The sequence below is a fragment of the Orenia sp. genome (genome assembly GCF_055140805.1).
Genome location: NZ_JBSQYM010000038.1, coordinates 1 through 20,475, shown reverse-complemented (window position 1 = coordinate 20,475; position 20,475 = coordinate 1). Strand labels below are relative to the sequence as shown.

Annotated in this window: 17 protein-coding genes and 2 riboswitches; all 17 genes read right to left on the bottom strand. The window is 33.0% G+C overall.

All coding sequences use genetic code 11. The features are described 5' to 3' along the window. Positions 1-140: 140 nt before the first annotated feature. A complete protein-coding gene (locus ACTCDL_RS05700) occupies positions 141-1,217 on the bottom strand; it encodes an energy transducer TonB (protein WP_463174862.1) in 1,077 nt (358 codons plus the stop codon). Positions 1,218-1,273: 56 nt separating this feature from the next. Beyond that, complete coding sequence (locus ACTCDL_RS05695; RefSeq protein ID WP_463174861.1) at positions 1,274-3,088, bottom strand: TonB-dependent receptor plug domain-containing protein; 1,815 nt, start codon at positions 3,086-3,088, stop codon at positions 1,274-1,276. A gap of 208 nt (positions 3,089-3,296) precedes the next feature. Further along, positions 3,297-3,546, bottom strand: a riboswitch (cobalamin riboswitch). Positions 3,547-3,553: 7 nt separating this feature from the next. Beyond that, on the bottom strand, positions 3,554-4,456 hold the full coding sequence (locus tag ACTCDL_RS05690; RefSeq protein ID WP_463174858.1) for a mechanosensitive ion channel family protein: 903 nt from the start codon (positions 4,454-4,456) through the stop codon (positions 3,554-3,556). Positions 4,457-4,819: 363 nt separating this feature from the next. Beyond that, a complete protein-coding gene (locus ACTCDL_RS05685) occupies positions 4,820-5,596 on the bottom strand; it encodes a heme ABC transporter ATP-binding protein (RefSeq protein ID WP_463174854.1) in 777 nt (258 codons plus the stop codon). A 289-nt stretch (positions 5,597-5,885) separates the two neighbouring features. Next, the gene (locus tag ACTCDL_RS05680; RefSeq protein ID WP_463174849.1) at positions 5,886-6,884 is read right to left on the bottom strand and encodes a FecCD family ABC transporter permease; all 999 of its coding nucleotides are present in this window, start codon (positions 6,882-6,884) and stop codon (positions 5,886-5,888) included. Between the two features lie 2 nt (positions 6,885-6,886). Continuing rightward, positions 6,887-7,804, bottom strand: a complete 918-nt coding sequence (locus ACTCDL_RS05675) for an ABC transporter substrate-binding protein (protein ID WP_463174847.1) — start codon at positions 7,802-7,804, stop codon at positions 6,887-6,889. 131 nt (positions 7,805-7,935) lie between these two features. Next, a riboswitch (cobalamin riboswitch) is annotated at positions 7,936-8,205 on the bottom strand. A 284-nt stretch (positions 8,206-8,489) separates the two neighbouring features. After that, entirely contained in the window at positions 8,490-8,816 is a 327-nt protein-coding gene (locus ACTCDL_RS05670) for a hypothetical protein (protein ID WP_463174843.1), read from the bottom strand. Positions 8,817-8,944: 128 nt separating this feature from the next. Further along, entirely contained in the window at positions 8,945-9,673 is a 729-nt protein-coding gene (gene sigE, locus ACTCDL_RS05665; RefSeq protein WP_463174863.1) for an RNA polymerase sporulation sigma factor SigE, read from the bottom strand. A 29-nt stretch (positions 9,674-9,702) separates the two neighbouring features. Continuing rightward, positions 9,703-10,596 carry a sigma-E processing peptidase SpoIIGA gene (gene spoIIGA / locus ACTCDL_RS05660; protein ID WP_463174838.1) on the bottom strand — a complete coding sequence of 298 codons (894 nt, stop codon included), beginning with the start codon at positions 10,594-10,596 and terminating at the stop codon, positions 9,703-9,705. Between the two features lie 159 nt (positions 10,597-10,755). Then, on the bottom strand, positions 10,756-11,865 hold the full coding sequence (ftsZ, locus tag ACTCDL_RS05655; protein WP_463174834.1) for a cell division protein FtsZ: 1,110 nt from the start codon (positions 11,863-11,865) through the stop codon (positions 10,756-10,758). A gap of 25 nt (positions 11,866-11,890) precedes the next feature. Next, positions 11,891-13,192: a cell division protein FtsA gene (gene ftsA / locus ACTCDL_RS05650; protein ID WP_463174830.1), complete on the bottom strand. Its 1,302-nt coding sequence runs from the start codon at positions 13,190-13,192 to the stop codon at positions 11,891-11,893. Between the two features lie 396 nt (positions 13,193-13,588). Beyond that, complete coding sequence (locus ACTCDL_RS05645; protein ID WP_463174827.1) at positions 13,589-14,296, bottom strand: cell division protein FtsQ/DivIB; 708 nt, start codon at positions 14,294-14,296, stop codon at positions 13,589-13,591. 298 nt (positions 14,297-14,594) lie between these two features. Then, complete coding sequence (locus tag ACTCDL_RS05640; protein WP_463174825.1) at positions 14,595-15,533, bottom strand: D-alanine--D-alanine ligase; 939 nt, start codon at positions 15,531-15,533, stop codon at positions 14,595-14,597. A 16-nt stretch (positions 15,534-15,549) separates the two neighbouring features. Then, entirely contained in the window at positions 15,550-16,803 is a 1,254-nt protein-coding gene (gene murA, locus ACTCDL_RS05635; RefSeq protein WP_463174822.1) for a UDP-N-acetylglucosamine 1-carboxyvinyltransferase, read from the bottom strand. An 11-nt stretch (positions 16,804-16,814) separates the two neighbouring features. Then, positions 16,815-17,729 (bottom strand): UDP-N-acetylmuramate dehydrogenase, encoded by a 915-nt coding sequence (gene murB / locus ACTCDL_RS05630; RefSeq protein WP_463174817.1) that lies wholly within the window; start codon positions 17,727-17,729, stop codon positions 16,815-16,817. Between the two features lie 241 nt (positions 17,730-17,970). After that, on the bottom strand, positions 17,971-19,080 hold the full coding sequence (murG, locus tag ACTCDL_RS05625; RefSeq protein WP_463174814.1) for an undecaprenyldiphospho-muramoylpentapeptide beta-N-acetylglucosaminyltransferase: 1,110 nt from the start codon (positions 19,078-19,080) through the stop codon (positions 17,971-17,973). Between the two features lie 12 nt (positions 19,081-19,092). Next, entirely contained in the window at positions 19,093-20,190 is a 1,098-nt protein-coding gene (spoVE, locus tag ACTCDL_RS05620) for a stage V sporulation protein E (RefSeq protein WP_463174809.1), read from the bottom strand. Positions 20,191-20,475 lie beyond the last annotated feature (285 nt).

Here is a 20,475-nt window from a genome sequence, read left to right as displayed (position 1 = left end):
GTGTAAGTTGGTGTGGGAGTGTGAGTGAAATTCAATAGAAAGGCACTTCACACACACTCAAACTACTCACTCACACCGACACGAAAGTGTCGTAATATCCTTCTATTGTATCAGTTTACCTGCTAAAACAATATAAAAAATCAATCTAACCGAAAACTGATTGGTATCAGTACCCAGGAATAAACCTCTACATTACCTTTTTTAGTAGGATTGAACTCCCATTTCTTGACTACTTGTTGAGCAGTAGAGTCAAATTCTGAATATCCTGAAGACTTAGCCAACTGAACCTCTTCTACTATTCCCTTATTATCTATTAATACCTTTAATAAGACTCTACCTTCAATTTTCCTTCTTATCAATCTTTTAGGATAATCAGGCCGCTTATATTGGATGATTGTTGGAGCACTAACTCCTTTATCAGCTTTTTTATTAGTTAAATCTACAATAATTTTATTATCTTTATTGATTTTTTTGTTATTAATAACTTCTGTATTATCTTCCCGTTTATCAGACTTATTTGCCTCTCTTCTCTTATTACCCAACTCTTCTTTTTTACTTTTATTTTTCTTGACTTCTCTATCTTCTAATATCTCTTTCTTATCTTCTACCTCTACTTTGTCTTTAGACTCCTCCATAGAGCTATCATCTTCCACCTTTGTAGCTTCTTCTATCACCTCATTCTCTGAGATATTTTTAGATGGATTAGTCTTTCTTTCTAATTTCTTATTATCTTTTAACTTGCTTCCTACTTTACCTTCACTTTTCAATGCTTCAATATTATTCTCTAAGCTCTTCTTAGGCTTAGTCTCTGCTTTAACTTCTTCTACCTTTTCTTTCTTCTGTATATTCTGCCCAACTCTCTCTTTCTTAAAAATCTTGCTAACTTCCTTTAAGCTATCTTCTTTAATAATTTCTTTATCTTTTATTTCAACCTTCTTCTTTAGAGCCGACTTTATCTTAAATTTCTCTTGATTTAATTGAGGCTCTTCTTCTCCCAGATTAACTTTACTAATAGCTTTTTTCTGGTTGACTTTCGAATAAATAGCAAGCTCAATTACCGGTGATTCTCTTCTTAGAACTTTACCTTCTACATAAGCTAACTCTCCAAAGTATAACTTATTAACCAAATATCCTAATAATAAATGAACCATTATAGATACTACAAATCCTACCTTTAAGAGACCATTACCTTCGTTTAGCTGATTTAATAGCTTCACAATAAACCTCCACATCTAAATTAAAGGTAGGTGTTGACACCTACCTTTAGCAATCATTAAAACTTAGTACTTACCTTTAACATATAATTACGTTCTGGCATTGGATAATCTTCTATAATCTCATACTCTTTATCAAATAAATTATTGATATCTAATGATACTTCTATATCATTACTAAATCTTCTACTTATCTTAATATTTGTTATAAGGCATCTATCCATACTAGTACTAGCAGAGGAATAATCAGGGTACCAATGCTTTCCCGTTCTTTGACCTATAAATTGATTATTTATAGAAAAACTCAACTCTTTATTAGTATAATTTAAGTTAAAATTAGCTTTGTGATATGGCTTATAGTCCAATCTTTTATCTGTTTGATCATTTCTAGCATCTAAATAAGTATAATTGAATTCAGCAGTTAAATTTCTAAGTAATTCTTTACTTAAGATTAATTCTACTCCTGATACCTTAACTGAATCAATATTATATGTTTTTTCTGTTTCTCCATCCCAAGATATTAAGTCATCTATATCTTTTTTAAAATAATTTAATTCCCCTTTTATACCCTTATCCCTAAATCTTACTCCTGTTTCATATACTACAGCAGACTCAGGGTCTATACCTTCTTTCCCCGCATAAGCTAAATCAGAAAGAGTAGGAGTAACATAAGCTTCTTCTACTGAAGCATGTATATTAATTTTAGAATTAATGGTATAAACAGTAGCTATCCGAGGACTAAAGTTAGAATCATATAATTCATACTGATCATAACGAGCCCCAACTGTAAATTTTAAAGGTTTATTTACTTGCCAGTCATCTTGAACAAAGACAACCCTATTTAGATTATTCTGCTTACCTACAGTACTACCTTTAAGCCTCTCTTCTTCAAGCTGAAGACCATAAATTAAGGAATGATTCTGATAATAATTAGTTGTATTAAACTCTATCCCCTGCTTCTTAGAATAATTCTCATTATGTGGTGACCATGAATCATCTGGATCATCATAAATCATATCATGATTATTGTTGTAGAAGCTTATTTTCATATCACTACTTTCTGTCTGCCTCTTCCATTGTAGATTAATATTTGTATCACTATCTTTTTGTTTTGCATCAGGTCTTGGATCAATAATTGAGCCTGGTTGCTCCTTATCTGAATTAGTATCTTGTAGTGATAAGACTATATCAGAATAATCGCTTAAATCTAAGCTAAACTTTGCAAAAATATTCTGTTGATCTAGCCCACTATTATCACGATTACCATCTGATTTCTTCTTAGAGATAGACAGATTATAACCTAACTTCTCCACCTTTCCCCGATGAATCAGATTATAGGTTTGAGTGTCATAAGAACCATAACCTAATTTAACAATGGTCTTAGATTCTTCAGTAGCACCTTTAGTAATAATATTAACTACTCCTCCCAAAGCATTAGCTCCATACATAACTGAAGCAGATCCCCTCAGAACTTCTATTCTTTCTATCTGTTCAATACTTAATTGACTTAAATCAACTGCTCCATCTAAAGGATTATTCATCTCTTGACCATCAATTAAAACCAGAACATGTTTAGGGTCAGCACCACGAATGCTAATTTTCTTTGAACCTACTAATCCACCATAATCATTAATATCAACCCCTGCAATATCTCTTAACAGGTCAGCCACATTCTGGGCACTCTTCTGCTCAATCTCCTTTTCATCAATTACTTCTACACTTACTGGAGCCTCTGAAAGATTTTCCTCATATTTAGAAGCAGTTACCACAATCTCATCTAATGTAAAACTCACCTCAGTATCTTTAGCCATAACATTAAATCCTAATAAATTAACTACTAACAAAATAGCTAAACTTAATAAAATCTTCTTCATCATCTCTTACCTCCATTTTTAGTTAATCAATGCTGTATTCTCTAGTCTAAATTAATCTACTAAATTGCCAATTCAATCTACCTCCTCAAAATAATATTCAAAAATAAAAATCTACAATCTCCAAAAGATTGTAGATAATCTAGGTATATCTTAAGATTATTAACTAAAATATTAACCAAGTTATCTACCCATTTTACTCCCGAAAATCGGTAAATTTATAAATTCGGCAGGTCTCCTGACTTACAGCATTAAACTGTGCCTTCCCTGATATACTACATACCAAGTGATTTTCACAATTTATTAAAATTAATAGTCACTTGACTTTAACAGTTTTTAACTGTACACTGTCAACTGTAAACCATTAACTGCTTTTCACAGTGGCGGGTCCGCTCAGGATTCTCACCTGATTCCCTATTCTCTCTTAATTTCTTAAGAGCACCTAATCTACCCCTATTCAATTTTAATCTATTCTTTATTCCCTAAATGTACCCCCTCTTCAGTTCTACGATATAATCTACTTGTTGGATAAGCAAATTCAATATCAGGTTCTTGCCTAAACTTCTTAAGAATACTCTCAGAGATATTATTCTCCAAAACTCTTCTCATTCTAACAGTAGTCAAATAACGTAGGGTAATCTGTACTCCACTCCCTTTAATATCTACATAAGTAATTGGAGTAAACTTACCATATTTAATCATATAATTCTTACTCATCTCATAAATCCTCTTTTTGGCCCTTGCTTCTATCTCTTCCTCACTCTGTTCATAACCTGTTTCCAAGATAATCTCCTTAGCCCTCTCCCAATCACTCTCAAAGGTGACTAAGAACTTAATCTCGTTCCAGATACAACCAAAACCACGGGTATAATTGAATAAAGATGCATTAAAGATATTACTATTAGGAATATGGACCAACCTTCCTGTACTCTGGTCAGCCTCTACCCAGTTGCCTACTTCCAACAAAGTGGTATAAAAGACTCGAATATCAATCACATCACCCTGTACTTGATTCCACTCTATTCTGTCCCCTAAGCCAAAAGGACGGCGCAGGAGAATCAAGGTCCATCCTGCAATATTTAATAAGACTTGATGCAATGCTAAAGCTAAACCAGCAGACAAGAAACCTAAATAAGTAGTTAAAGTAGAGGGTCTCTCTAACCAGATTAAGAGGATAAATATTAAAATTATAAAGAAGACCGAATAATAGGTTATCCTTCTAGCTTGATGCCTCCTCTTAAAATCTTCAACCTTGGAGTTGATAAACCTAACAATTCCAAAACCTATTAGATATGTAATAATAACTACCCCTACAGATAATAAAATTTTCTGTATCAACGGATCATTGATATCAATAGCAGTCAAATCCAAAATAAAAACACCTCTCATTATTTATTAGAGAATAAATTCTAAGGTTAAGTAAATCAGAAAAACACTGTTTCTATGTTAAGCTTAAGCTTAAGCTTGATCTAATACTAAATCTTAATCTTAATCTGTAATATCAAATATAGTCATCCAACTTTAGAATGAAACAATAGAAAGATAGTATGACACTTTTTGGAATCTGGAATCAGTAGTCAGGAATCACTTATAAACACTGGTTCCAGATTCTTAAAATTATATCTGTAACTATAATTAGTGTTAATCACAAAGTTCGTTGTTGAACCTTTGTTTTTTATCGGTGTTAATTCGTGGCTAATAATTCTTTTGTTTTTATTTTTTACTCATTATTCATCACTTGTTACTTTTCACTAGCTTCACATAAGGACGCCTAGCACTATTATCAATCTCAACATCACAACCATAAACACTTTTGATATTATCATAAGTTATAACTTTATCTGGATTACCAATAGTATTTACCTTACCCTGATTTAATAATAATAAGCGGTCACAGTATTGGCTTGCTAGATTAAGATCATGTAAAACCACCACAATAGTAGCACCTTCTTTACTGAGCTTAGCCAACAAGTCAAAGATTTCCAATTGATAGTTAATATCTAGAGCTGAAGTCGGTTCATCTAATAATAACAGCTCAGCCTCTTGAACTAAAGCCCTAGCCAACAACACTCTTTGCCGCTCACCACCACTGATACTATTAATTGATTCATCAGCTAAACTAACAATATTTGTTAGCCTTAAAGCCCTCTCTATTACTCTTTTATCAGCTTGACTTATACCCTGCCAATTTTTTAGATAAGGATGACGTCCCATCTCTACAACCTCTTTGACAGAGAAATCAAAATCAATCTCTGTACTCTGGGGTAGTACAGCCAAGACCTGCGCTAGTTCTTTACGTTGATACTCGTCTAACTTCTTGCCTAATAAAGATATTTCTCCACCATCTTTGCTAATAATATTAGACAGCAACTTTAATAGAGTGGATTTACCTGAGCCATTAGGACCGATAATTCCAAATAATTCTCCCTTTCTGACTGTAAAAGTAATATCCTCTATCAGTCTAGATTTACCATAAGAGAAGCTTAAATCGTCTACTTTTAATATATTCATAATTAAACCACCTAAACCATATTCTAATCCAAAATCTTTTCCAATTTCAAATTGAAATTCAATGGGGGTATTAAGATACTTTGGAGTTGACGGTTGACAGTGTACAGTTGACAGTTAAAAAAATTAAAATCAAATAAAAATAATCTCTATATAAGTAATTATATGGGCTTTAATGGTTTTAATTTTAGGTCTTAACTGTCAACCGTTAATTGTCAACTTATAAAGTGTTACAATATCCCTGACATCACATTCAAATTTGACTCCAGAATCACAAATCAATATCTAAAAATCATTTAAAATTCACCTTTCTCTTCTGTAATAAATAGATAAAAAAAGGTGCTCCACATAAAGCTGTAATAATTCCAACAGGCAACTCAGTTGGTGCCAAGATAGTCCTAGCTATTGTATCTGTTACTATTAGGAAAATAGCACCTCCTAAAGCCGATGCAGGTAATAATATTCTATGATTGGGTCCTAAAATTAATCTCAAGATATGAGGAATAACCAGACCAATAAAACCAATTATTCCACTGACCGAGACCGCCATAGAAGCTAATAATGAACCAGCTAATAATAAAAGTAATTTAACCTTCTCTACCTCTACTCCTAGATAGTAAGCAGTTTCTTCACCCAATAGAAGTATGTTCAAATTATCTGCTAAAAAATACACTATCAGAAAACCTACTATAATACCTGGTAAAATCGCCTTAATCTCTTGCCAACTACTATTTGCTAGACTGCCCATCAACCAGTAAAAGACCTTCTGCAAATTTCCACTATCTAAAATCATTAATAAGGAGACCAATGCTGACAAAAAGAAGCTGATTGCTATCCCTGATAATAGTAAAGTTGAAATAGGTACCTTTCCCTTGGTCTTGGCCAAATTATAAACAAAAAAAGCTGTAATAACAGCACCTAAAAATGCAAAAAAAGCAAGACTACTAATTCCTCTCCAATAATATATTAAACCAAAATTAATTGCTAGACCAACCCCTAATGAAGCCCCTGAAGAGATACCAATAATATAAGGATCAGCCATTACATTCTTAAATATTCCTTGAAAGACTACTCCAGATGTAGCAAGGGCCATCCCTACTAAACTAGCTAACAAAATCCTAGGAAGACGAATCTTATAGATAATTGTCTTCTCAATAATAGTTAGATTACCTTTAATTACAGCAGTAATAGGAATCTTGACAGTTCCCAAACTAAGAGCAACAATAATGCTTAAAATTAATAGCATAAATAAAATTATAATTATTAATATATCCTTCACTTTAATTTCCATATCTAATTCTCCAAATTTATTTCAGGATGTATGGCTTGAACAAAAAGTTTTAAAGCCTTAATTATTCTCGGACCTGGTCGATTAATAATATTTGCATCAAAGATATAAACTCTACCCTTTTTAATCGCTTTAATATACTGATAATTAGACCTAGCTTTAATCTTAGCAGGGGTTAACCTTTCCTTCCAACTATCATAAGTAGCAATATATACATCAGGATTTTCAGCTAGTAACTGCTCCATACTATATTGTGGCCAAGTACCTTGGGCTTTAGTACCGATATTATATCCTCCAGCCTGCTTAATTAAATCATTGATAAAGGTATCCTCTCCTACTGTATATAAAGGATCATTCCAAACCTCATAAAAGACCTTTACTTCATCTTCTTGCTTAACTGCTCTCTTGACCTTTTTAATAATAGAGTTGTATTCTGCAGTTAATCTGTCTGTTACTTCTCTGCCCCTTTTACTCTTAGCTGTCAGCTTAGCTATCTTAGCAATTACAGATATCGTCTCTTCAATATTATCAGGATTAAAACCAGCTACAGTTATTCCTAACCCCTCTAAGCTCTTGATAGTATCTTTAGGAACAATTCCTCCTGCTAATACTAAATCAGGTTCTAAAGCGATAATAGACTCTACATTATCAACCCCTACTTTATCCTTAGACTTTGCCTTAGCTGGATAATCACAAAAATCTGTCACCCCTACAATTCTATCTTCTAGATTCAACTCATATAGCATCTCTGTAATACTAGGAGCCAATGAGATAATCCTTTGTGGTTTTCTTTCTATAACGACTATCTTTCCCAAATCATCAACTAGCTTAACTTTAGAACTAGCTTCTACTTGTCCATATTTACTAAATAATAGTACTAAAATAAATACTATTAACAATAACCTATTCAATCTCGTTAACATCTTATCCTCCCTTTGACCTATTGATTACTCATCTAGACTAATTGCAACTAAGAATCTCATTAAAATAAAAAGTCCCTAACTGTAAACATAGCTAGGGGGAGATCATTCCCTATCTTGTCCTCGAAGATAGCTCTCTTTATCCTTATTAGGCAGGTCTCCTGACTTCCAGCTTAAGAATAGATTTTAGCTTTCCTGATATATAAATATCAACTGCTTCCTAGAATCTATTAAAGTTAATAGTTACTGAGTTATTCGGTAAAATATCCCTTTGAGTCTAACAAGATGACTCTTTGTATAATACCATTAACTGCTGTTACAGTGGCGGGCCCGCTCAGGATTTACACCTGATTCCCTATTCTCCCTTAGCCATAACTAAAGGCACCTAATAAATCTATTTTATTATAAAGATCTTTAGTTTAATACTATTTCTATAATACTTATACCTTCTCCTCTTTATTTTAGAAATTTAACTATTAAAATCATCCAAGTATCTGATTATGAGGATATTGAAACATTTTTAGGAATCAGGAACCAGTTATCAGTGAAATAGACTGATTCCATATTCCCGATTCCTGACACGAAAGTATCGCATTCTCTCTATATTCTGCTAATTATTATATCAACAAAAGAGATACATATTCTAAATAATCATATCAAAAAATAAAAACAACTGCAACTGCAGTTGTTAATAAACCAATCTTAAGCCAACCTCATATTTACCATCTCTTCTATTATCAAATTCTCTCTTCTCTTTAACCTTTAACCCTTCAGTCCATCTAGAATCTAACTCATCAAAAATATCTTTAGGAATTAAATAAGTATCACCTTTAAGATTAAAAACCAAATATTGAGCATTACCTTCTAGCCTAGTTGCATTTTTCTCAAGTAAGTAACTATAAATTTTTTCATATCTAGATGTTTCAGTCATATTATAAATTAATCTATCAGCCATTCCAAAAAAATCCTTCATCAATTCAGTTGTAGTAAATATCTCTCCTTTAGATATCTTCACTATATTTTCCCCCTTATTTAATGTCAACCAATTTGCTAAAGATAATCATAATATATACTTTATATTCTTAACATAATCTTCAAAATGATACTATCTTAGAGATTCTAATTTTAATTTATCATTATAAACTACTTCATCTTATCTATTTCAATTTGAAGCTTCTCAATTATTCTTTTTTCCAACCTAGAGATATAGGATTGAGAGATACCCAATATATCTGCAACCTCTTTTTGAGTTAACTCCTGTTTATTCTTCTGTAAGCCAAATCGTAAAATCATAATCTTTTTCTCTCTAGTAGTTAAGTTCTCCATTGCTTCTATAAGTAATTCTTTATCTACTTCTTCTTCAATATACTTATAAATCAAATCAATTTCAGTTCCTAATACATCAGAAAGCTTTAACTCATTACCATCCCAATCAACATTTAATGGTTCATCAAAGGATATCTCAGAACGTTTCTTATTATTCTTTCTCAAATACATTAAGATTTCATTTTCAATACAACGAGAAGCATAAGTAGCCAACTTAATATTCTTACTTACATCAAAGGTATTAACAGCCTTAATCAAACCAATAGTACCAATTGAGACCAAATCTTCAATATCAATTCCTGTATTATCAAATTTACGAGCAATATAAACTACCAAACGGAGATTTCTTTCAATCAATACACTTCTAACGGCTTGGTCACCCTTCTCTAACTTATTTAATAGATACTCTTCTTCTTTATTAGATAGTGGTGGTGGTAAAGCTTCACTATTCCCAACATAAAATACATTTTTAGCGCTATAAAGTCCTAATACTTGTAACATTTTAATAACATAAAGTCTAAGTCTAAGTTTTAAATTAATAATCATTGAACGCAAAAAAATCGCCTCCCTTTTTTTTATGCTCGAAGCACTTCTGGGTTTAATAATGCTTGATAATTGTTATCCTTATCTAACCTCTTATCCTGTAAAGCTATTATTACTCTTTTAGTTGTAAAGATCTCATCTTTTGTAGTAATTGTAACCATATCAGGCCTAAAGCCAATTAGCATTCCATTATCTTTTCCCAAAGAGTAAAAAGGTATCAACCTAAATCTACTAATCCAGTCATTATCAGTCATCTCATTTAGTAATCTGCCAGTATCATTTTTATACCTATAGAAAGCTTTCTTTACTTTATCTGGCAATATTTCATCTAAAGCCCCTACCTCTACTACTATAACAGGTACCTTAGTTAAGGGATCCTGCAACTGATTTCCTGTATCCACTAAAGCCTTTAACTTAACTAATTTATCATCAAAACTAATTACAACTGGAATACAGAATATATCTGGTAGTAACTTATATTGGATGAACATCCAACCAAACTTCCCGATTATAATAATCAAGATTGAACCTAAAATAATAAGCTCTGGGGGAATATTTAAAACTTGTGCTAAACTATCTAATGGTGTTCCTCCTGTCAAATTATAAAGAGCAAATATCGCTCCAGCTGTTACAAAAGTTATTAAATAAAAATAACCAACAGCTTTAAAGAAATACTTACGAGATAAAGGAGCAAAAGCAACTAATATCATTGCTATAGATATCAAAAAATGAAAATAAATTCGATTTAAAAACCTAAATTGGGGTAAAATAATTACTATTGTATAAACTGTCCCCAACACCGAAGTTAAAAATAACCTCCAAACCTTATAATTTAAATCTGACAATTTAGCTGATGCCCATAAAATCAAATAATTCATTACTAGATTAATAAATGAAAAAAGATCTAAATAAACTACTAACTTCATTTAATTCTCTCACCTGCTTCACTCCCCTATTAAGAAGTATATTACTAGGATTTTAAAATATAACTAAAAAATTTGAATTATAATCTATAATTAAATCCTTTTTACTAGTTTTATGTCGAAATAAAAAAATCTCGATACCCTAAGGGCATCGAGATTGAATTAAAATTTTCTATTTCTCCTTAAAAAAGCTGGGATATCTAAATCATCATTAGAAAATGATTTAATATCTAAGTCCTCTTCTCTTCTAACACGTTCCTTCTTCTCTTGTGGCTTTTCTTTCTCTTCCTCCTGTTTGACCTCTTTTTTACTAATTCCTTCTTGATCAAAACCAGTAGCAATTACAGTTACCTTAACTTCATTCTCTAAGTTTTCATCTACAACTGTACCCAGGATAATATTTGCTTCAGGGTCAGCCACTTCAGAGATAACATTAGCTGCTTCATTAGTTTCATGCAATCCTAAGTCTTTACCTCCAGTGATATTAAGCAAAATACCTTTAGCCCCTTCAATAGATGCTTCCAATAACGGAGAAGCAATAGCAGCTTTAGCAGCCTCTGCTGCTCTATTCTCACCACTAGCTCTTCCAATTCCCATTAAAGCAGAGCCAGCATCGGTCATGATCGTCTTTACATCAGCAAAGTCAAGATTAATCAAACCTGTGATTGTAATTAAATCAGAGATACCTTGTACACCTTGTCTTAAAACATCATCAGCAGTTTTAAAGGCATCAATTAGAGTAGTCTGCTTCTCAACAACCTCCAATAATCTATCATTAGGAATGATAATTAAAGTATCTACCTTCTCCTTCAAATTTTCAATTCCATATTGAGCTTTTTGCATACGTTGACGCCCTTCAACAGTAAATGGCTTAGTTACAACACCTACTGTCAAAGCACCTGATTCTTTAGCAATCTCTGCTACAACAGGAGCAGCTCCAGTTCCTGTTCCACCACCCATACCTGCAGTAATAAATACCATATCAGCACCACTTAAAGCCTCAGCAATCATATCACGACTCTCTTGAGCAGCTTCTTGACCAATCTCAGGGTTAGCTCCTGCACCTAAACCATTAGTTAACTTCTCGCCAATCTTTAGGGTAACTTCTGCTCTTGATGCTACTAAAGCCTGCCCATCAGTATTTACTGCAATAAACTCTACACCTTTTAAGCTAGATTCGATCATGCGATTAACAGCATTATTGCCGCCACCGCCTACACCGACTACTTTTATATTAGCGAAATTCTCCATTTCAGCTCCAAACTCAAACATTAATACTCCTCCCTTGCTAAGCTAATTAGAATATATTTTTAAACCATTTTCCTACTGTATCAAATAAGTTTTTGATCAACAGTTCTTCATTCATATCTTGTTCTGAATAATCTTCATAATTTTCAGCGCCATAATGGACCAAACCTACACCAGTAGAGAAGATAGCCCCATTATCCTCAGAAAATTGGGTATATCCTTCTCCAATATCATAAATGGAACCATCTAAATATTCCAATATACTATTTATATTATCAGGTACTCCTACCCTTACTGGCATTCTTAATTTTCTAGAAGCAAATTCAGGAATTCCCTTCAATAAAGATCCACCACCAGTCACAACCATTACTGAAGGTGTTAATCCACTATAACCAGCCTTAATAATCTCTTGATGAACCAAACTAAAGATCTCATCAACTCTAAATTGAATAATTTCACATAATAATTGGCGAGAAAAAACCCGAGTTTCATTACTACAACTTTCCACTAATTCAATCTCATCATCTTCATCTACAAACTCTGAGCTCGCACAGCCATATTGAACCTTTATTCTTTCTGCATCAGCAATAGAGGTTGTCATAATAACATTCCGTCTCATCCATTCTGCTATATCCTTGGTTACATGGTCACCTCCTACTGGTAAACTGGATGTATACCAGACACTGCCACCTCTAAAAATAGCTATATCAGTAGTTCCGCCACCCATATCTACCAGCACACCACTATCTTTATCACTTCCTGTCAATACTGCCTTACTTGCAGCTAGTGGTTGTAAAACTATTCCTGCAACATCAAGTCCTACCTTATGAATACTCTTAATTAAGTTTTGAATAGAGGTTGCTGAACCTGTAATTATATGGGTTTCTGCCTCTAATCTCACTCCAGACATCCCTAAAGGGTACTTAATATCTTTACACCCATCTACAATAAATTCTCGAGGTAACACATGAATAATTTCACGTTCTGGGGGAATAGAAATAATTTTAGTAGCCTCAATCACTCTTTCAATATCATGTCTAGTAATCTCCTTATTTTCCCCTGTAACAGCTACTACCCCATGACTGTTTGTAGAAGAAATATGAGAGCCAGCAATTCCAACAAAAGCTGATTCTATCTCTACTCCAGCCATTCTTTCTGCTTTGGTTACCGCTTTTTGTATAGAAGATACAGTATCATCTATATCCACAACCATCCCTTTTTTTAAACCAGTAGAAGGGCTGGTACCTATCCCAATTATATTGGCACTTTTATTTTCATTTATTTCGGCAATAATAGTACATACTTTAGTAGTCCCTACATCAATACCTGCAATTATGTTTCTACGTGCCACTAAAAGCCCCCCTTTCTATAATAAACAAATTCAATATCTTGTTTAACAAAGCTAAACATCCTTTTTAATCTTAAATTCAACAAACATATTCAATTCCCTCTTTTTAAAAGTATATTTTCTAAAAAAAACTATTATAGCCTTCATTAAAAATTAATCTTTATAATAGAATTTAATAAGATTACAATAAAAACCAATAAATATTTAACTTACAAATTACTTATAGATTAGTAAATCTAGAATAAAATTCAACTACCTAACCAGCCAAACCCTAACTACCAAAGTAAAAATTGTCGCACTATCTAAGTTTTATTTTAAATTCACATACCTATAAAAGAAAATTTTGTTAATAGAACCATCAAACCAAAATTTAACAATAAAATTCTAACAGATTATCTCTCATTTTGCAAGGCGTACAATCACATTATTTCCATATCTTAAATCTATATATTCAATTTTTTGACCTTTAGACTTAATATCATTGTATACTGAGGTAAAGATTTTAGACTTTGCTTTATTGTCAAAATTACTACTTAATTTTACTACTCCACCATCTACTAAGAATAACTGAATTCCATCTTCTTTAGTGATATTTAGCTCTGAAATCTCCCCTAGCACTTGATCTGATAACAAACCTAAGTAACTAATAGCCTTTTTAATTTGACTATTAATCTCAAGTTGATCTCCTTCATTAATAACTTCAACACCAGTAACTAAAGGCAGATTCCAATAAGCTAAATTCTTAGTTGTAGCTATAATCTGACCTTCACTATCGATAATTTGATAAGAAGATTGAATACCTATTATTGCTATAGGACGCCTTTCATTAACCTCTATAATCAGTCTCTTTGGTAAATCTCTAGTAACAACAACCCCCTTAATTTGAGGTAACTCAATTAATTTATTCGCTAATTTTCGACGATCAATATTAAAAATATTAATATCTTCTAAATCACAATAGGTGATTATATCTTCATCAGATAGAAGTTTATTCCCTTTTATCTCTATATCCTCCAATTGGAAATAATTCGAATTAACTAAACTTACCAATCCTAGTATTAGTAGTACTCCTATAGTAATCAAATAAATAATCTTATGCTTGTCCACAGTATCACCTCACTTTATTAAAAGGAAATTTAAAGGAACTGACTTCTTAAAAATTGCATTTAAAACTCTCATTATATATCTTCTTCTCTAATCATAATATCATTGTTTAGATTCAGTTCACTTATGTGTAGAGATAAATCTCTATTTAGATTCCAAAAATAATCCTCTATAAAATCTACTAAAATCTTGAGTAGACACAGAGATATACCCCTACACAAAATTATTTAAAATCATCTCTAAGAACAAAAATATAGAATATATTAGAAAACTAAGGGTTAGTTTTAACTAACCCTTAATTTTACTTCTCTAAGGCATTTTCCAATATCTTAACTACAAGTTGATCAAAATCTATTCCAACAACTTCAGCTGCTTGAGGCAAAAGACTTGTTTCAGTCATACCAGGAATAGTATTTACCTCTAAAACATAAGCCTCTCCAGCAGAGTTTATCCTCAGATCAACTCTCCCCATACCTTTACATTTTAAAGCTTGATAAGCCTTTAATGCTAAAGTCTCTGCCTTCTTATAAACTACATCTGGCAATTCAGCTGGTATAATAAAGTCTGTCATCCCTTTAGTATATTTGGACTTAAAGTCATAAACTCCCTCTTTTGGTCTAATTTCAATAATAGGTAAGACCTGTGGTGATTGATTCCCTAGCAATCCAATAGTTATCTCCTTACCTGAAATAAACTCCTCTACTAACAATTCCTGATCATATTTGAAAGCCTCTTTAATAGCCTCTCTAAGTTGATTTTTATTCTTTACTATAGATAAACCAAGGCTTGAACCTTCTAAGGAAGGCTTAACTACTATTGGTAATCCTAGCTCATCAATTAAATCCTTTTCTATTTCATCAAGTTTGCCTTCTACTTCATTAATCTTTAAAACCACAAACTTTGGAGTCTCAATGTTTAAGTTGTTAAAGATTCTCTTAGACATAATTTTATCCATTGCTAGAGCACTAGCTAAGACTCCAGAACCAGTATAAGGGATCCCTTCTAGTTCTAGCAACCCTTGAATAGTACCATCTTCACCAAAACGTCCATGTAAAGCAATAAAAGCAATATCAACCTCTTGTTGATATAAAGCCTTATGTAAATTATTGGCTGGATCGATATCTATAGTACTATATCCTTGTCTACTTAATGCATCTAAGATAGCCTTACCAGTCTTTAAAGAAATCTCCCTCTCGGCAGATTTCCCACCCCTAATAACTGCAATTCTCTTATCCTTCAATATTGCCCTCCCCCTTTTAGCTCTCTTCGCGACGTATTTTAGCACCTAAACTAGTTAACTTTTCTGTTAAAAATTCATATCCTCGATCTATGTGATAGATATTCTCTACTCTTGTCTCACCTTCTGCTATCAACCCAGCTAAGACTAAAGCTGCTCCTGCTCTTAAATCAGTTGCCTCTACAGTAGTCCCTGAAAGACTCTTGACCCCTTTGACAATAGCTGAATTACCTTCAATTTTAATATTAGCACCCATTCTACGCAATTCATCAGCATGCTTTAAACGGTTTTCAAAGATTGTCTCAGTTACTATACTAGCCCCTTGCGCTATTGATAGAAAGGTCATAAACTGAGATTGCATATCAGTAGCAAAACCTGGATATGGTAGGGTCTTAATATTTACCCCTTGCCATTTATCTTTACCAATAACTCGTATTTGATCTCCATCTACATCAAGCTTTACTCCTGCCTCAACTAACTTGGCTATTACAGCTTCAATATGTTCCGGAATGACATCTTTAACCAAAACATTACCTTTAGTAATTGCAGCTGCTACTAAAAAAGTTCCCGTTTCTATCCTATCTGGAATGACTTGATAATCAACAGGATGTAATTCTTTGACACCTTGTATTTTAATCACATCAGTTCCAGCACCACGTACACTAGCACCCAACTGATTGAGGAAATTCTGTAAATCTACAATTTCAGGCTCTCTAGCCGAATTATAAATTACTGTTTTTCCTTCAGCTAAAACTGCTGCCATCATAATATTTTCAGTTGCGCCTACACTAGGGAAATCAAGATGGATCTCTGCACCAGTTAACTTCTCTGCCTTTCCTTCTAAATAACCATGTCCTTGCTTAAATTCTACTCCTAAAGCCTTTAACCCTTTTATATGCAAATCAATAGGTCGAGTCCCAATACTACACCCTCCAGGTTGGGAAATTTTAAACTCCCCAAATCTACCTACTAAAGGTCCCATTAAAAAGACTGTTGCTCTCATCTTTCTCATCAAATCTTCAGGAATTTGACAAGAGTTCAAACCTTTAGTATCGACAATTAATCTATCATCTTCTGATTTAGCTTTAGCTCCTAAAGTTTCTAAGACCTCTTTCATAACTCTAACATCACGTAATTTGGGTACTCTACCTATAACACATTCTCCACCTGCCAAAACAGTTCCCGCTAAAATCGGTAAAACTGCATTTTTTGCACCACTGATAGTTACTTCACCTTGAAGCTTTTGACCACCATTGATTATAAATCTGCCCATCCTTTCACCTCCTATTTTGAACTTAAAAAGATAATCTCTCTTTTTAAACTTATTCCAAACTTGTTTAAGACAAGATTCTCAACTTTACCTATCAACTCTAAAACCTCTTCTGCCGTAGCTGAACCTAAATTGATTATAAAATTAGCATGTTGGGTAGATATTTGAGCATCACCAACCCTTAGCCCTTTCCCACCTGACTGGTCAATCAATCTTCCTGCCGACTCATTAGGAGGATTTTTAAAGATACAACCTGCATTTGGCCATTTTAAAGGTTGACTTCTCTTTCTCTTTGATAATAGTTGCTGACCTTCTGTGATTATCTCTTGAGAATCCTTTGCAACTAATTCTAACTCTGCTTCTAATATAATCTCTTTACTATTTTGAAAAGGACTACTTCTATAACTAAAGTCTAACTCTTTACTATTATATATTTTAACCTCTCCAGTTGTTGATAAGGTCTTTACTTTAACTAGCAAGTCCCCTATAGAACGTAAATCACCTATACCAGCATTCATCACAATTGCTCCACCTAAGGTTGCTGGTAAGCCCATAGCAAATTCTAAACCACTCAACCCTCTTTTCGTAGCCCTTGTAGATAATAATGGTAAACTCAAACCTGCACTAGCAATTAATCTATTCCCAACAAACTCTAGCTTAACATTTTTTTGTGGCAATTTAATGACAACATCCGATAATCCTTCATCACTGATCAATAGATTGCTCCCATTTCCTATTAGGTAATAATTAATCTTATTTTGATAAAGGTATTTAATTAATTTTTCTAAATCTTTATCATGTTTAGGGATAACTAAAAGCTCAGCAGGACCCCCAATTTTGAAAGATGTATGATTCTTTAACGGTTCATCAAAGAGAATATCACCCTCGATTAAATCACTAATTTGCTTTTTATGTATTGCTTCCAACATAACCACCCCAATTTGATCGGCAACTAGACCATCTGAAAAACCAATCTCAAAATATAGAACCTATAGAAAAGGTCATCTCAAAGGTAAATACACCCTATAATATGCAAGTTCAAAGCAAACTGTTAATAGAATTTGTATATCAGCAACTACCTAATACAAATCAATAAAAAGTAATGCTTAGTCTCCTATATCTAAATATAAACTTGTCCACTTCATGTCCAATTTATAGGGGTGTAGTTCATTACACCCCTAACAAATCTTTAATTAAAGTAATTAATTTTTCAATAGCCTGTGGTTGACCTAAATCTTTGCTCGCATTAGCCATTTTAAATAATTTTTTTTCATAAGTAAATAAATCACTAATAAGTTTATCTAAAACTTCTGTTGTCAATTCATCATCTAAGATAACCTTAGCTGCTCCCTTCTTCTCTAAAGACTGAGCATTATACAACTGATGATTTTCAGAAGCATAAGGATATGGAATCAAAACAGCTGGTATACCACAAGCAGTAATCTCTGCTAAACCTGTTGCCCCAGCCCGGGATATAACTAGGTTAGCAACAGCCAATGCTGCAGCCATGTTATATAAATAGGGCTTAATCATAATGTTCCCTCTTTCTATATCCTTTATTCCCATTTCCTTAGCTTTATCCATTACAAAATCAAAATCCTGCTTACCTGTAATATGTAAAAGCTGTAGATTTGAATTTCTAAGCTTGGGATATAGCCCGATAACAGCCTGATTAATGCTTCTAGCTCCTCTACTACCTCCAAAAACCAAGATAACCTGCTTACCTTCTGCTATCCCTAGCTCTTTTAATGCTTCACTTCTATCCTTCTTTAAAATCTCTGGTCTAATTGGATTACCTGTTAAACTAGTCTTCTCTTTAGCTTTAAAATACCTTTTAGCATCAATATTACTCAAAGCAATCCTATCTACAAATCTTGCTAATAATTTATTAGTTATGCCTGGATAAGCATTCTGCTCATGAATTAAAGTAGGAACTTTAGATAAAGCAGCTGCTAACACTATAGGTCCACAAACATAGCCCCCTGTTCCAATAACTATATCAGGCTTAAAATTCTTAACAATCTTTCTAGCCTCAATTAAACCTACCCCTGTCTTTAAGATAGATTTGAATAATTTCAAGGATAACTTTCTAGGTAGACCCTGTACAGAGATAGTCTTTAAATCATAGCCTGCTTTTGGAACAATATCTGCCTCTAGCCCCTGCTTAGTCCCAACAAAGATAATCTCTAAATCATCAAACTCCTCTTCTAAACCACGAGCAATTGCTAAACCAGGATAGATATGCCCTCCTGTTCCACCACCAGAAATTAAAACTTTCATATATTAGTCACCTCAATTTATAGTAAATCGTGATACATTCAATAGAATACCCACACCAGCTAACATAAATACCAAAGAGGAACCTCCATAACTGATAAAAGGTAAGGTGATTCCAGTAACTGGCATAGACCCACTTACCACGGCTAGATTAACCATAGCCTGCAAAGTAATCATAGTTGTAATCCCTACAGCTATTAAGCACCCAAATAAATCTTCAGCCTGTAGAGCTATTTGTAACCCCCTCCAAGCAAAGACAAAATAAAGCAAAATAACTGTAGATGTTCCTATAAAACCTAACTCTTCTCCTAAAACAGAGAAGATAAAGTCTGTTCCTGGTTCTGGCAAGTAGAAGAATTTTTGCCGACTACGCCCTAACCCTAATCCAAATAATCCTCCTGAACCTAGAGCATATAACGACTGAATAATGTGAAAACCTGAACCTAAAGGGTCTTTCCAAGGATCTAGAAAAGAAAGTAGCCTCTTTAATCGGTAGGGAGCTGTAATAATCATATAAAAGACTGCTGGAATAGATAAAGACCCTAAACCAATTAAATGTATCCACCTAGCCCCTGAAGCCAAAAGCATCACAAATACTGTCCCTCCAATAGTAACAGCTGTTCCCAAATCAGGTTCCATTAAAATTAGCCCAAAGACAATTCCTAAGATAAATAAAGCTGGTACTAATCCTTTCCAAAAATCTTTGACCTCTTTATTCTTCAAAGCCAGAAAACGAGACATATAAATCACCATAGATACTTTAGCAATCTCTGAAACCTGTAAGGGAGGTAATGGTCCTAAGTCAATCCAACGACTTGATCCTTTTACACTCTTTCCTATCCCTGGAATTAAAACCATAATCAGAAGTGCAACACTCCCTAATAAAATCTTGGGAGCCCATTTAATATATTGATGGTAATCAAACCTCATAAAAAAAATCATTACCCCAATTCCAATAATTGACCACATCAACTGTCTCTTTAAAAAGTAAAAACTATCATTATACTTCTGAGAAGACGAGATTGATGTAGAGCTAAAGACCATCACTACACCGATACATAGTAAAGTCACTACTACAAAAAAGATTATAAAATCAGGAGCCTTTTTATACATAATATTCCCCCTACTAAGGCAGTTAACAGTTGATAGTTGACGGTTGACAGTTAAATTCAAAAACTTCAATTCTATATAACATATGAAAAAGAATTTAAATTATTTTAGCTACAAATTAGCACATAAGTCACATGAATAAAATTAAAAGATCAATTTAATATCTTAATAAAAAAATAATTAACTATTTATAGATAAACAACTCTAGAATGAAATAATAGAAAGGTAATGTAACACTTTTAGCAATCTGGAATCAGTAGTCAGGAATCAGTTATAAACACTGGTTCC